Consider the following 15,107-nt stretch of genomic DNA (forward strand, 5'->3'; position numbering starts at 1 on the left):
CAATCAATTAATCTCGGAAAGATTACATATTGGTAACCCGTATCCCCAAACTAAAAAAATAATACCAAAAATGACAGTCCTAAACCTTACAACCCGAATAAAAGCCTCTCAAAAATCAGTATTTGATGCTTCAAGAAATATTGATATTCACCAGCAATCGGCAAGTCCATCAAAAGAAAAAGCTATTGCCGGTGTGACAACTGGCTTAATCCATTTAAATGAAACAGTAACCTGGCGCGGCAAGCATTTCGGTTTTTATCTCACTCACAAAAGTCGGATTACAGCAATGAAACCTTACACCTACTTTGCCGACGAAATGGAACAGGGCATGTTCAAATCTTTCAAACACGAACATTTTTTTGAAGAAAAAGACGGATTTACGATCATGAAAGATAAACTGCAATATGAAACTCCATTTGGGATTTTAGGTGAACTTTTTGATATTTTATTTTTAGAAAAACATCTCACTCGTTTTCTTCTGGAAAGAAATAAAGTTTTGAAAGAAACTACCGAAAACAAAATTAAAGGAACGTAATCATCAGCCACCAAAATATCGGCACACTTTCCACCCAAAAAGAAGTATAATATTTGGAGCGATTGGGGTTCGCAAATACAATAAATAACATCAATATAAAAATCATGATCAGATTGATAAAAGCATCATGATAATAAAACGTAGAAACAAAAACTTCTAAACCCCAAAAAGGAATTAGCAATAAGAGTCCTAAAATTTTGGTTCGTTTTACCCCTATGGTTTGGGGAACCGTTTGTAAATGCGGATCGTCATTGGCCAAATCGATAATTTCAAAAACCAAAACCAGAACAAAAACCAAAACAAAACGCTGAATGCATTTTATAAAAAAATCACTGCTAAAAGGAATTTCGGCATTTATTAAAGGTAAAACCAAGGTAGCCCCTACCCAGCAAACTGCCACGATATAAATTTTTACACCTGCCCAGTTTCGTGCATTTCTCCGATTCGGAAAAAACGGAAGGGTATAAAGTGCCGTTATCAAAAAAATCACAATTGAAACAATTTGAGTAATCCGCGTCAACTGAAAAAAATAATAGCCCACCAAAAACAGTGAAATAAAACTCAAAACAGCAATAATTTTCAACTGATTTCCAATTTTTCTCTTTTGAACACGAACCAAAACATCGTATTTAACAAAATTATACCCCACAATTGTTCCAAAAAAACCAAACAATGCCATCGACTCATCGTACTGAATATGAAACACATGAAAAGTAATCCGAATGAGTGCGTAACATGATAAAGCCACATGAATACTGCCATTCAGGTAAAAATCTAATATGTACTTTAACACTTTCATTATTCAAATCTAATCAATTATTAAGAAACCATATCTTTAATTGAAAATTTCACAAAAAATGAAGTTAAAAATGTGCATTAAATTATTATTAATACTTAATTTTGCGCGACTAAAAAACAACACTTTTACTACTATATGAAAACAGATGCTTTTGCTTTAAGACACATTGGTCCAAGAGAAACAGATCTTCAACACATGTTACAGACTATCGGAGTTGAATCGATCGAACAACTTGTTTATGAAACCCTTCCGGATGATATTCGCCTAAAAGCACCATTAAACTTAGATCCGGCTATGACGGAGTATGAGTTTGCCAACCATATTCAGGAATTAGGAAAGAAAAATAAAGTATTCAAATCATATATTGGTTTGGGTTACCATCCAACAATCGTTCCGGCTCCAATTCAAAGAAACATTTTTGAAAACCCGGGATGGTATACAGCTTATACTCCTTATCAGGCTGAAATTGCTCAAGGTCGTCTTGAAGCTATTTTAAATTTCCAGACTACGGTTATTGAATTAACTGGAATGGAAATTGCCAATGCCTCTTTATTAGATGAAGGAACTGCTGCCGCAGAAGCTATGGCGTTATTATTTGACGTTCGTACACGTGACCAAAAGAAAAACAATACAAACAAATTCTTTGTTTCTGAAGAAATTTTACCACAAACTTTATCTATTCTTCAAACACGTTCAACTCCGGTTGGAATTGAATTAGTGGTTGGAAACCATGAAACATTTGATTTTTCAAATGAATTTTTCGGAGCTATTTTACAGTACCCGGGAAAATATGGTCAGGTAAGCGATTACAGCGCTTTTGTTGCTAAAGCAAAAGAAAATGAAATTAAAGTTGCCTTCGCTGCTGATATTTTATCATTAGCTGCTTTAACTTCTCCTGGAGAAATGGGAGCTGCTGTAGTGGTTGGAACTTCACAGCGTTTTGGTGTACCAATGGGCTATGGCGGACCTCATGCTGCATTCTTTGCCACTAAAGAAGAATACAAACGATCTATGCCGGGCCGTATCATTGGTGTTTCGATCGATGTAAACGGAAACCGTGCGTTACGTATGGCGTTAGGAACTCGTGAGCAACACATTAAACGTGAAAAAGCGACTTCAAATATTTGTACTGCTCAGGTATTATTAGCGGTTATGGCCGGAATGTACGCGGTTTACCACGGACCAAAAGGGTTACAATACATTGCAAACAAAGTTCATGCATCGGCGGTTACTGCTGCTGAAGCTTTAAATAAATTAGGCGTTTACCAAACCAACACTGCTTACTTTGATACTATTTTAGTAAAAGCTGACGCACAAAAAGTAAAAGCTGTTGCGGAGAAAAACGAAGTAAACTTCTTCTATCCTGATGCCGAATCCATTTCGATTTCATTCAACGAAACGACTTCAATTGCAGACATCAACCAAATTATTGCCATTTTTGCTGAAGCTTTAGGAAAAGAAACTTTTACCGTTTCTGAATTATCTGAGGCAAGTCAGTTACCGGCTTCATTAGAAAGAACATCTCCTTTCTTAACACATGATGTATTCAACAATCATCATTCAGAAAGTCAGTTGATGCGTTACATCAAAAAATTAGAACGTAAAGATTTATCATTGAATCATTCGATGATTTCATTAGGTTCTTGTACAATGAAATTAAACGCAGCTTCAGAAATGCTTCCTTTATCAATGCCTAACTGGAACAGCATTCACCCTTTTGCACCAGTTGAACAGGCAGAAGGTTACATCACCATGCTTAAAAAATTAGAGCAGCAGTTAAATGTAATTACCGGATTTGCGGGAACAACATTACAGCCTAACTCAGGAGCGCAAGGAGAATATGCCGGTTTAATGGCTATTCGTGCTTACCACATGTCAAGAAACGATGGTCACCGTAATGTATGTTTGATTCCTTCATCAGCTCACGGAACCAATCCTGCTTCTGCAGCTATGGCCGGAATGAAAATCATTGTAACCAAAACTACTCCTGAAGGAAACATTGACGTAGAGGATTTAAGAGAAAAAGCGATCGAACATAAAGATGATTTATCTTGTTTAATGGTAACCTATCCTTCTACTCACGGAGTTTTCGAATCTTCAATCATTGAAATTACTAAATTAATCCACGACAATGGCGGATTAGTATATATGGATGGTGCTAATATGAATGCTCAGGTTGGTTTAACTAACCCGGCTACAATTGGTGCTGACGTTTGTCACTTAAACTTACACAAAACATTCGCTATTCCTCACGGTGGCGGTGGACCTGGAGTTGGACCAATCTGTGTGAACGAAAAACTGGTTCCTTTCTTACCAACAAACCCAATCCTTAAAGTAGGTGGTGAACAAGCGATAACAGCTATCTCCTCTGCACCTTACGGATCAGCTTTAGTATGTTTAATTTCTTACGGCTACATCACAATGATGGGTGGTGAAGGATTAAAAAGTGCTACAGAACATGCTATTTTGAACGCTAACTACATGAAAACACGTTTCGAAGGGCACTACCCAATCCTTTATACAGGAGAATGCGGAAGAGCAGCTCACGAAATGATCTTAGATTGCCGTTCGTTTAAAGAAAACGGAATTGAAGTTGGTGATATCGCGAAGCGTTTAATGGATTATGGTTTCCATGCTCCTACCGTTTCTTTCCCGGTTGCCGGAACTTTAATGATTGAACCTACAGAATCTGAAGATTTAGCAGAGTTAGATCGTTTTTGTGATGCGCTTATCTCAATCAGAAAAGAAATTGAAGCTGCAACAGCTGATGATAAAAACAATGTATTAAAAAATGCACCTCATACATTAGCGATGTTAACTGCTGACACTTGGGATTTCCCTTATTCGAGAGAAACAGCAGCTTACCCATTAGAATACATTGCCGACAATAAATTCTGGCCTTCAGTTCGTCGTGTAGATGACGCGTACGGAGACAGAAATTTAGTTTGCAGCTGTGCTCCTATTGAAGCTTATATGGAAAACTAAAAACTAAGGTTTTCTTTTAATATAATATCCAAATCCGACAGGTTTTAAAAACCTGTCGGATTTTTTATTTCAACACATTTTCCTACTTATGTTTCATTTATAACAAATCAAAAAACACTTTTTACTCTAAGAGAAAAATCACACTCGTAAACCGCCGATCGCAAACGTTTGAAATCTCGCTAAAATCTATAATTCATTATAAAATAACCAATATATCTCCCAAAAAATTATTATTCCTCAATTATATGCGTGCATAGTATTTTTTATGATAGTTATCATGATTTTATTTATACTTTAGCCCTAAATTTACCGGACAATAAAGGAATAATGAAAATAAAAATAATAGGTATAGGAAGTTACATTCCTACTCAAGAAGTAAGCAATACTGACTTTGGTGATCATGTTTTTTTAAATGAGGACGGAACTCCTTTTGGTTACCCTAACGAAGTTGTAATAAAAAAATTCAAAGGCATCACCGGTATCGAAAATCGTCGTTATGCCGAAGACCAACATACCTCATCTGATTTGGCCTTTTTTGCTTCCGAAAAAGCTCTTGAAAATGCTAAAATAGATCGCGAAACCTTAGACTACATCATTTACGCACATAATTTTGGTGACGTAAAAGCAGGAACCCATCAAACTGATATTCTTCCAAGTTTAGCCACGCGTGTAAAAAACAAACTAGGAATTAAAAATCCTAAATGTGTGGCTTATGATATTATTTTTGGCTGTCCGGGCTGGATTGAAGGTGTCCTGCAGGCGAATGCCTTTATAAAATCAGGCATGGCAAAAAGAGTGATGGTCATTGGTTCTGAGACACTTTCAAGAGTGGTTGACGATCACGATCGTGATTCAATGATTTATTCAGATGGTGCAGGTGTTTCTATTTTAGAAGCTTCTGATGATGAAGCAGGATTACTATCTTATGAAAGTGCCACTTTTGCAACTGATGAAGCCAACTACCTATTCTTTGGAAAATCATACAACCCTGATTTAGATCCAGACATTAAATACATCAAAATGTACGGGCGTAAAATTTACGAATTTGCCTTAAGTCAGGTACCATGTGCGATGAAAAGCTGTCTTGATAAAAGTGGAATATCCATTGATGAAGTGAAAAAAATTCTGATTCATCAGGCCAATGAAAAAATGGACGAAGCCATTATTGCCCGTTTTTATAAACTATACGGAAAAACACCTCCCGAAAACATTATGCCAATGTGCATACATGATTTAGGAAATTCCAGTGTTGCTACAGTACCAACTCTTTATGATTTATTGATTCAGGGTAAACTGGAAAATCACGAAATAAATAAAGGTGATGTTGTTATTTTTGCCTCTGTTGGAGCAGGAATGAATGTCAATGCTTTTGTGTACAGATATTAGTTTTTAAGTCGCAGTTTACAGTATGCAGTCGCAGTTTGCAGTATACTGAATACTGTCACTGAATACTGTGACTGTAAACTGCGACTGTAAACTGCGACTGCATACTGTAAACTAAAAAAGTCCGTATCCTATGGTGCGGACTTTTTTTAGTATATTTGCGACCTAATTATAAAATCAAGAACGAGAAATTGTTTCGTTCCTCGCAATGACTATGTACGAAAAAACGTTTCCCAATAAAAGATTCAAACTTACTTTAGAATTTTTACAAAAACACGTTAAAACATCAGAGACTATTTTTGATTTTGGTGTACCAAATCCATTCTCTAAGATAATGGAAGAAAATGGTTATACTGTAAAAAATACAAAAGGTGAAGATCTGGACAACGATCAAACGGCTTTACAAACGGAAGAATATAGTGTTTTTACCGCTTTTGAAATTTTCGAGCATTTGCTTAATCCTTATACCATTCTGCAAAATGTAAAATGTGATAAATTGTTAATATCAATTCCGTTGCGTTTATGGTTTTCATCTGCATATCGTTCTAAAACTGATATGTGGGACAGACATTATCATGAATTTGAAGACTGGCAATTGGATTGGCTTTTAGAAAAAACAGGCTGGAAAATTACCGATCGTCAAAAATTTACACATCCGGTAAAAAAGTTTGGTTTCAGACCTTTATTGAGATATTTCACACCTAGATACTATATAGTTGTAGCTGAAAAAGTTAAGAACTAAGATTGCTGATTAACGATTTTTGATTTTTGATTTTTAGATGACTTTCACAGAATCTAAAATCTAAAATCTAAAATCTAAAATTCTTAAAATGAAGTATTACATCGTCATTCCGGCTCACAACGAACAGGATTTAATTGGCTTGACCTTACAGTCTTTGGTTTCACAAACTGTTTTACCCTCAAAAGTTGTTGTGGTAAATGACAATTCAACAGATCGAACCGAAGAAATCGTACTGGATTTTGCAAAAGAAAATTCTTTTATTTCTGTTGTAAACAAAACATCCGATGCGATTCATATGCCGGGAAGTAAAGTGATTCAGGCGTTTCAGAAAGGCTTTGAAACTTTGGATTCCGACTATGATATTATGGTAAAAATAGACGGTGATCTTATTTTTCCTTCCAATTATTTCGAAACTATTATCGCACATTTTCAGTCTGACTCAAAAGTCGGAATGGCGGGAGGTTTTTGTTATATTGAAAAAAATGGAGACTGGGTTTTAGAAAACCTTACTGATAAAGATCATATTCGTGGAGCACTCAAAGCCTATCGCAAGGAAACATTTCAGCAAATTGGCGGTTTAAAACCTGCTATGGGCTGGGACACTGTAGACGAACTGCTTTGTAAATATTACGGATGGAAAATTGTCACTGACACTACTTTACACGTAAAACATCTGAAACCAACGGGTGCTAACTATAACAAAACCGCCCGATACAAACAAGGCGAAGCATTTTATACTTTAGGATATGGTTTCTGGATTACCGCAATTGCATCGGCTAAACTGGCCATGATGAAGAAAAAACCATTTCTCTTTTTGGATTATATCCGTGGATTCTGGAAAGCAAAAAAAGCAAAAACGCCATTACTCGTTACTCCGGAACAAGCTAAATTTATTAGAAATTACCGCTTTCAAAAAATGAAAGAAAAGTTAATTTGATTCGGAAACCAACCGAAAAGACTTAACTCATAACCCAAAACTCATAACTTCTTTTTACCTTAGCCAATATTTGTAAAACTATGATGCTAATTCGTTACTTATCCCAGGTTGGGAAATATTTTTTAATGCTGAAAGAGATTTTCAATAAACAGACCAAATGGCCTGTTATGCGACAATTAATTTTTAAAGAAATTGATGATTTAATTATTGACTCTCTGGGTATCGTTTGCTTTATCTCTTTCTTTGTTGGAGGTGTTGTTGCGATTCAAACGGCTTTAAACTTAACTAATCCTTTAATCCCAAAATATTTAATTGGTTTTGCTACACGTCAATCTGTGATTTTGGAGTTTGCTCCTACTTTTATTTCGGTAATTATGGCCGGAAAAATGGGATCCTTTATTACTTCAAGCATCGGAACTATGCGTGTTACAGAGCAAATCGATGCTTTGGAAGTTATGGGAGTAAACTCTCTTAACTATCTTGTTTTCCCTAAAATTATTGCTTTACTATTATATCCTTTTGTGATTGGAATCAGTATGTTCCTGGGGATTTTTGGTGGATGGCTGGCAGGTGTTTACGGAGGTTTTACGAGCAGCAATGACTTTATAATTGGAGCCCAAATAGAATTCATTCCTTTTCACATCGTTTATGCTTTTATTAAAACTCTAATATTTGCTATGCTGTTGGCTACCATTCCTTCTTTTCACGGTTATTATATGAAAGGCGGAGCACTAGAAGTAGGTAAGGCCAGTACGGTATCGTTTGTTTGGACCTCGGTTTCAATCATTCTTTTTAATTATATACTAACACAATTGTTACTAGGATCATGATAGAAGTAAAAAATTTAGAAAAATCATTTGGCGACAGCAAAGTTCTGAAAGGTGTTTCGACCGTTTTTGAAACTGGAAAAACGAACTTAATTATTGGACAAAGTGGATCCGGAAAGACTGTTTTATTAAAAAGCCTGTTAGGAATTCATACTCCTGATAATGGAACTATTGAATTTGATGGCCGCGTTTATTCAGAACTGGATCCGGATGAAAAAAGAGAATTAAGAACTGAAATCGGAATGGTTTTTCAGGGAAGTGCTTTATTTGATTCGATGACCGTTGAAGAAAATGTAGCATTCCCGTTAAAAATGTTTACTAACGACAACAGAGCTAAAATCAAAGAACGTGTTGATTTTGTTTTGGAAAGAGTAAACTTAATTGATGCCCATAAAAAATTACCGTCTGAAATTTCGGGAGGAATGCAGAAGCGTGTTGCAATTGCACGTGCTATTGTAAACAATCCGAAGTACTTATTTTGCGATGAACCCAACTCCGGTCTGGACCCCAATACTTCTACTCTGATTGATAATCTGATCAAAGAAATTACAGAAGAGTACAACATTACTACAGTTATTAATACTCACGATATGAACTCGGTAATGGAAATTGGTGAGAATATTGTATTCTTAAAAAAAGGAGTTAAAGCATGGCAGGGAACTAAAGAAGAAATCTTCAGAACAGATAACGAAGCCATTGTGAAATTCGTCTATTCTTCCAATCTGTTTAAAAAAGTACGCGAAGCCTATTTGAAAGGATAAGATTTTAAAATTCTAAAAAAAATAAATTCCAAATTCCAACTTTATAAGTATCGGAATTTGGAATTTTTTATTGAGTTTCCCAAGAAATTTGGGATTTGGAATTAAAAAAATTGGCATTTTATTGCATTAACTCCACTTCGGCATTTGGATTGAACAGGTATGTTTTTCCTGAGCTAATTTCGATACATTCAAAACGTTTGGTTCTAACGGCCAATTTCTTGAATACTTTACCATTTTTAATCTTGAATACACTTCCATAGGGAATTTCAAAAACATAGTTCTTATCGTTGTCCGAATCGTATTGTTTTAACGCCAAAGACAAGGTGGTATCCGTATCACTACTTGCTGACGGATTCTTAAAATGCCGGGCCAATAACGGCAATAAAGTACTTGGGAAAATCTCAGGACGAATAAAAGGAACCATCATTCTTTGAAAGGTAAACTTCCATTCATTTCCATGAGGTTTAATATTTCTGCCAAACTTTTCGAACGCCACTAAATGCGAAATTTCATGAATCAGCGTGATCAGAAAACGATATTTATTCAAACTTGCATTCACCGTAATTTCATGTTTACCACTAGGCCCTCTTCTGTAATCCCCATGACGCGTCTGACGCTCATTCACGATTTTCAGATGAACCTGATTGGCAACAATCAAATCAAAAACAGGCCTTACAGCATGCTCCGGTATATATTTAGCTAAAGTTTCGCTCAAAATAATTATGAATTATAAAGTATGAGTTATTAATTCTAGTTCAGATTCTTTTTTGATGTAATTAGGATGCTTTTGATAATTTTCAACACTTCCTCACATTGATTGTGCATGGATTCAAACTCTAAAATCGAAACATAATCAGTTGCCCGTAAAAGCTCTAACCAATACAGTGACTCGTCACACTCTTTTTGAGAAATTGATAATTTATGTATAAAATCAGCTTTGCTTTGTGCATTAATAGCTTCACGAACATTTGCTCCTACTGAAGTAACAGAACGTAAAAATTGTTTACTCATTATAAATTCTTTCTTTTCAGAAATTAAGTATTTATAAAAATTAACTCCTCTAACTGCTAGTTCAAAACTTTTAATTTTAATAATACTTTCACTCATAACTCAAAATTCATACTTCATAATTAACTACGGATTCGTGGATGAAACTTCTAAAACCTTTCCGTTAAAATATTTATTTCCGTTGAGCGTAAAATCATAAATGTAGGTTGCCATTCCTTCGGCAGATATTGGCGCCTGATAACCCGGGAAAGCTTCATTTAGCATTTCGGTCTGAACGGAGCCCAGTGCCAAAACATTAAATGAAATTCCTTTTTCTTTATATTCTTCCGCCAGTAATTCGGTCAAAGTAATTACAGCTCCTTTACTGGAACTATAAGTAGCTAAACCTGCAAATTTCAGACTTCCTCTTACACCGCCCATAGAACTGATTGTGATCACATGACTTCCACTTTGAAGATAAGGAAGACAAATACGGGTTAAGTTGGCAACCGCAAAAACGTTCACTTTATAAATACTCTCAAAATCGGACTGAGTGGTTTCAGCAAAAGGCTTTAACAACAATGCACCTGCGTTGTGAACCACTGCATCCACTCTCTTCCAGGAAGACGAAAGAAATTGATCTACTTCTTGTAAAGCTGCTTCATCAGACAGATCTATTGACAAACAACTAATGTTTTGGTGCTCCAAAAGTGTCTGAGGTGTTTTTCTCGAAATTGCCAAAACCTGATGGCCTGCATTAGCAAACTGCAATGCCAATTCGTAACCAATTCCACGACTGGTTCCGGTAACAATAATATTTTTCATAAAGCAAAAATAAGCAAATCGAATAAAAGGACAGAATTATTTATTCATCGTAATTTCTTCTGCAGGTGTGATTGCAATTTTGGTCACTGCCGGCAGAAACTCCTGAATAAAAGAAGTCATATGTGGAATATCCATTACTTTAAATTCGTCTGAAACATGGTGATAAAAGTCGAAGTTTTCGAAGTCGAAAGTACTTATAGACTGACATGGCTTTTTGAAGGCCTCATAAAAAGAATAATTATCAGATCTATAAAACAGCTTGTATTCTGCTTCTTTTGGTAAAAAACCAATAGTCTTTTTACCCGTGTATTCATTTATTTTCACAGCCATATTGGTTTTATCAAAACCGGTAATATAGGCTAAATAATCCCGTTTCATAGGTACACCAATCATTTCGATATTCAATTGTGCGTATAAATTAAAATTTTGCTTTTTAAGTTTTTGCACGAGGCTTTTAGAACCTAACAGTCCTTTTTCTTCTCCGGCAAAAAACACAACAAGAATACTGCGTTTGTTTGATTTTGTTTCGCTAAAATACTTTGCCATCTCTGCAACTGCTGTAACTCCGGACGCATCATCATTCGCTCCGTTAAAAACAACGTCTGCCTGTTGTTTTTTCTCTAATCCGATGTGATCGTAATGCGCACTCAGGACCACGAATTCTTTTTTCAGCACAGGATCGGTTCCTTCTATCACTCCCACAATATTATAGGCTGGTGTTTTAAAGTTGGTCAATGTGTCTTTATAAGCAGTAAAATAAGGTCCCACATGGTTCTTTTTTAAAAAATTTTCTAAAAAAGCGGCTGCCTTTTCGATACCTTTTGTACCTGTTTCACGACCTTCCATCTCATCGGAAGACAGTTCTTTCAGAAAATCTGAAACTTCAGATTCTTTTACTTTATAGACAACTTCAATAGGTTTTGAAACAGCTGTTGAAGATGTAGTGTTTACTGTAACGGGATTTGATTTACAGGCCAGAAAAACAAAAGGAAGTAGAAAATAAAGTTTTTTCATAAAGAATGATTTAATTGTGCTTCAGGAGCTAAACCTCTAAAGCAGTCGATTTAAAATATTTTTTATACACTTTAAATACCTGAATAGTCCCTAAAACCATAAAAAATACGGGAATAAAAACAGGCATCACGTACCTTGATAATGGATTACTTTTTTCAAAAATAGTCTGTAAAACCACAATCAGGCTTAACATCCCAAAAAAAATACCAATCAAAGTTCCTGCAATATAATAATATTTTAACTTTTTTTCTACGACAATATGCTTTCCGTTAAGCAAATACAGATTCCAGCTCGTCCAAAAAGGCAGTTGTAAAAAATTGAAACAATTTAAAATCATTCCGATAACAAATGGCGAATACCCTAAATACTCCCTTAATTTATCGTTTGACTTGTCGGTTTGATGAAACCCATAATAAAAGACAAAAGCCAGAACAAACATAAATCCGATAGCAAAAAAATCAATTAGCTTCATTAATTTTTTATTACCGATTAATTCTCTGGCAAAAAGCAAAGTAAAATAAATGACAAAACTTTCTACAAAAATGACTCCGAACAGAAAGAAAACCAAATTAAAAAGTCCTGATTTTGAATAAATCTCCAAACCCACTACATTTAAATATCCTAATGGGATCGATCCGATGAAGCTCACCAAAAATCCGATTGAAATATTCTTTAACCTTTTCATTTTTTAAAAATTTACAATCTTACTGTTCTGAGTCAAATGCAGTTTGTATTCCCGGATTCCAACTTTGTAATTCAGATATGGGACTCCCTTTTTATGATTCGCAGCACTGATCTCATACATATAAGTGATGTGTCTTGCCAGTTCTTTCCAGGCAAACCAAACAGAATGTTTCGGATCGTAAATATGCGTGGGTTCACTGGCTGCCCCGTTAAGTTCTACAACCTGAAACTTTTCTCCGCGTTCTAATTCTTCGAAAGTGTTGTACATAATATCAAAACGCCCAAAGTAAAATTCCGGAACCTCTTTAGCAATTTTATCAATCATTGCGGTTAACTTTGGCGTGATCCAATCGCTCCCATCCAAAAATTTTGCGCCACGAGCATGATTCCCGAAAGGAACCAAATTTACTCTTTCACCATATTTCAAAACCTGTTGCAACTGATCTCCGTATTCCTCTCTTAAAACATCAAGCTGTAATTGAAATCTTGGCGTTTTACAGATTAACCCTTCAATCGTTGAGATTCCATCACCGGTAACAATTAAAAATTCTTTCGAAACAATTCCGGTAATTTTGCCTTCTTTTTCGTGTGGATGACGCACGTAAAAAATACCAACTTCATTTTTAAATGGAATCAAATCCTGCAATAAGAAATCAAAATTTGCTTTACCGGCATATTCACTCAACTCAAAAACATTTCTTATTTTTTTCACACCGGACCCCCTTAAACCGATATCAGGTTTAGCAATTAAAGGAAAATAAATTCTGTTTTCGACTATTTTTTCTACAATATTATTTAGCCCCGTATTCTCTTTGATCAAAATAGTATTGGGATAACATTCTCTGGGAAGCAAATCATAAATTTGTTTTTTACTTTCCATTATAAACCCGCCGTTTTTTATCTTCGGATTAGACGCATTAAAGAAGAATACTGATCTTGCTTTGATGGCATAATAGGCCCAAAGGAAATAAATAGGAACGTACAGCACTTTAAAAGGCCAGTACTCCCAATTGGTTACTTTATGAAAAAATAGTTTCATCTTTACTACATTAAATACTTATAAAAGAAGTCGAGAACTCCTTTGTTTTAATTAAATCGTAATACTTCATAGTACCTTTATTCTGCTTGATTACAACCTGAGTGATGCTAAGTGTTTTCAAAACATTTTCTCTATTAATGACCAATCCGTTTTCAGAATCATCATTCCGAGTGTTTTTATGAAAATCTAACATATCGGTAGAGAAGATTTCATCCTTACCTTCTAAAAATTCAAAAAACCAATTGGAGCGTTTCTTTCTAATTTCCGGAGGGTACAAAGTAACCGATGACCAGATGTGATTCTTTGAACTCTCCAACAATGTCTTAATTTTTACCAGACCATCCCAAATCAGTTCGTACAATTCTTCATTCTGATACAAAACCAATGTAAACGGTTCGATATCTTCCAGATTAATTTCATCCCAAAAATCCTTGGGCGACAAACTCGAAATCATATCGAGAGCAATCAGTCCCCTGCTTTTTCTATACAAAAATGAAATCCTATGCTTCTCTGTACCTCCATTCAAAAGTACCAGCACAGTTCCATTTTTATCTACGGCAAACCACGTCCCTCCCGCTTTTGAATCTTTTGGATACATAATAGTTTTACCGTTCTGGCAATAGTTTCTGGGTGCAATAGCTTCTGGACGGATTACTTTTTCATCCCGATTTGAAGTAATCATTACCACTCCGTTATGGTTGACGAAACTTACTGTACACATTGTTTTCTGTATTCTATAGTGGAACGGGCCACCCCAAAATTCTCATGAATCAAAACATCTTTAAACGGCATAACGGCCACTTTGATCAAAGCCTGATGGTGAATACAATGCTCCAGATTGTATAACAATTCTCTGTAATAATTGCTTTGAATTCTAAGAGCGAGCCCATCTATTACCTGTTCTAGATAAATGGTTTTGTTCTCACTTTTCAAATCTGCTTTTATTCCCGCTATAAGTTCTTTTGCATAAGCAGTTTCCGTTTGCATTCGAATATTTCTCTCGCGGTTATCGTAATTTACAACTCCTGAATTGTAACCCTTTTCCAGACCTATAAACATTTCCAGAATGTGTCGTAAATGCTCGCCAATTGTTGCATTATGGAGAGCAGGGCAAGGTCTTGCATAATCTGCATCTGTCAATTGACCTAACAGATCATCGAGTTCATCTAAACTGTGGCGTATTGATTTTAGTAACATGGCTATTTTAAATTTAGAAGATTAAACAATTTACTTTTATTGAAATAAAGTAATCCTAAACAACATAATAAGGTGATAAGGGCCAGTAAAAAAAGTAAGCCTCCATCATTCTGAACTGAAATTCCCAAAACAAATAAATGAGATAGTATAGCACCCGCCATCACTCCACATCCGCCCAAAGCTCCAATCCATGTTGTTTTTGGAATTAAAATTAAAATCGCAACAACCAATTCGGCTATTCCTGATCCAATTCTTCCGTATGGTTCAATTCCTAAAGTCGAAAAAATATAAATACTTTCTTCTGCTCCGCTGAATTTAAAAAACAAGGTTTGCAACAAAATTCCAGCCGCTATAATCCTTAAAGCCCAGATTATTTTTTCTGATTTTTCCAT

17 protein-coding genes are annotated in these 15,107 nt (G+C 35.3%); 7 read left to right on the plus strand and 10 right to left on the minus strand.

Annotated elements, in window-relative coordinates:
- Nucleotides 1-70 precede the first annotated feature (70 nt).
- A complete protein-coding gene (locus tag LNQ34_RS05690; protein ID WP_202703393.1) occupies nt 71-535 on the plus strand; it encodes an SRPBCC family protein in 465 nt (154 codons plus the stop codon).
- On the opposite strand, the gene LNQ34_RS05695 is transcribed toward LNQ34_RS05690, so the two are convergent.
- On the minus strand, nt 522-1,334 hold the full coding sequence (locus tag LNQ34_RS05695; RefSeq protein ID WP_229998931.1) for a hypothetical protein: 813 nt from the start codon (nt 1,332-1,334) through the stop codon (nt 522-524). The genes LNQ34_RS05690 and LNQ34_RS05695 overlap by 14 nt on opposite strands.
- A 135-nt stretch (nt 1,335-1,469) precedes the next feature.
- On the opposite strand from LNQ34_RS05695, the gene gcvP reads away from it, so the two are divergent.
- The 6 genes from gcvP to LNQ34_RS05725 all read left to right on the plus strand — a co-directional run bounded on the left by gcvP (nt 1,470) and on the right by LNQ34_RS05725 (nt 8,969).
- Nucleotides 1,470-4,319, plus strand: a complete 2,850-nt coding sequence (gene gcvP, locus LNQ34_RS05700) for an aminomethyl-transferring glycine dehydrogenase (RefSeq protein WP_229998932.1) — start codon at nt 1,470-1,472, stop codon at nt 4,317-4,319.
- Nucleotides 4,320-4,646: 327 nt separating this feature from the next.
- On the plus strand, nt 4,647-5,705 hold the full coding sequence (locus LNQ34_RS05705) for a 3-oxoacyl-ACP synthase III family protein (RefSeq protein WP_089077652.1): 1,059 nt from the start codon (nt 4,647-4,649) through the stop codon (nt 5,703-5,705).
- A gap of 211 nt (nt 5,706-5,916) precedes the next feature.
- On the plus strand, nt 5,917-6,444 hold the full coding sequence (locus LNQ34_RS05710; protein WP_202703396.1) for a methyltransferase: 528 nt from the start codon (nt 5,917-5,919) through the stop codon (nt 6,442-6,444).
- Between the two features lie 88 nt (nt 6,445-6,532).
- Nucleotides 6,533-7,381: a glycosyltransferase family 2 protein gene (locus tag LNQ34_RS05715; protein ID WP_229998933.1), complete on the plus strand. Its 849-nt coding sequence runs from the start codon at nt 6,533-6,535 to the stop codon at nt 7,379-7,381.
- Nucleotides 7,382-7,461: 80 nt separating this feature from the next.
- Nucleotides 7,462-8,211 (plus strand): MlaE family ABC transporter permease, encoded by a 750-nt coding sequence (locus tag LNQ34_RS05720; protein ID WP_202703398.1) that lies wholly within the window; start codon nt 7,462-7,464, stop codon nt 8,209-8,211.
- The gene (locus LNQ34_RS05725) at nt 8,208-8,969 is read left to right on the plus strand and encodes an ABC transporter ATP-binding protein (RefSeq protein ID WP_202703399.1); all 762 of its coding nucleotides are present in this window, start codon (nt 8,208-8,210) and stop codon (nt 8,967-8,969) included. Before LNQ34_RS05720 ends, LNQ34_RS05725 begins: the two co-directional genes overlap by 4 nt.
- A gap of 118 nt (nt 8,970-9,087) precedes the next feature.
- Here LNQ34_RS05725 and LNQ34_RS05730 read toward each other — a convergent pair whose 3' ends face one another.
- From LNQ34_RS05730 to LNQ34_RS05770, 9 genes are read right to left on the minus strand one after another with little or no spacing between them, the layout of a single operon-like run.
- Nucleotides 9,088-9,684, minus strand: a complete 597-nt coding sequence (locus tag LNQ34_RS05730; RefSeq protein WP_202703400.1) for a SprT-like domain-containing protein — start codon at nt 9,682-9,684, stop codon at nt 9,088-9,090.
- Nucleotides 9,685-9,719: 35 nt separating this feature from the next.
- Nucleotides 9,720-10,076, minus strand: coding sequence for a four helix bundle protein (locus LNQ34_RS05735; RefSeq protein WP_229998934.1), 357 nt, complete (start codon nt 10,074-10,076; stop codon nt 9,720-9,722).
- 27 nt (nt 10,077-10,103) lie between these two features.
- Nucleotides 10,104-10,781 carry an SDR family NAD(P)-dependent oxidoreductase gene (locus LNQ34_RS05740; protein ID WP_229998935.1) on the minus strand — a complete coding sequence of 226 codons (678 nt, stop codon included), beginning with the start codon at nt 10,779-10,781 and terminating at the stop codon, nt 10,104-10,106.
- A gap of 36 nt (nt 10,782-10,817) precedes the next feature.
- Entirely contained in the window at nt 10,818-11,795 is a 978-nt protein-coding gene (locus LNQ34_RS05745; protein WP_202703403.1) for a M20/M25/M40 family metallo-hydrolase, read from the minus strand.
- Between the two features lie 28 nt (nt 11,796-11,823).
- Entirely contained in the window at nt 11,824-12,480 is a 657-nt protein-coding gene (locus tag LNQ34_RS05750; protein WP_202703404.1) for a hypothetical protein, read from the minus strand.
- A 3-nt stretch (nt 12,481-12,483) separates the two neighbouring features.
- A complete protein-coding gene (locus LNQ34_RS05755) occupies nt 12,484-13,518 on the minus strand; it encodes a D-alanine--D-alanine ligase (RefSeq protein ID WP_229998936.1) in 1,035 nt (344 codons plus the stop codon).
- Between the two features lie 10 nt (nt 13,519-13,528).
- A complete protein-coding gene (locus LNQ34_RS05760; protein ID WP_229998937.1) occupies nt 13,529-14,239 on the minus strand; it encodes an NRDE family protein in 711 nt (236 codons plus the stop codon).
- The gene (locus LNQ34_RS05765) at nt 14,227-14,715 is read right to left on the minus strand and encodes a DinB family protein (protein WP_202703407.1); all 489 of its coding nucleotides are present in this window, start codon (nt 14,713-14,715) and stop codon (nt 14,227-14,229) included. Before LNQ34_RS05765 ends, LNQ34_RS05760 begins: the two co-directional genes overlap by 13 nt.
- A 2-nt stretch (nt 14,716-14,717) precedes the next feature.
- Entirely contained in the window at nt 14,718-15,107 is a 390-nt protein-coding gene (locus tag LNQ34_RS05770) for a DoxX family membrane protein (RefSeq protein ID WP_070907936.1), read from the minus strand.

This window comes from Flavobacterium lipolyticum (assembly GCF_020905335.1).
GTDB classification, from domain to species: Bacteria; Bacteroidota; Bacteroidia; order Flavobacteriales; family Flavobacteriaceae; genus Flavobacterium; species Flavobacterium lipolyticum.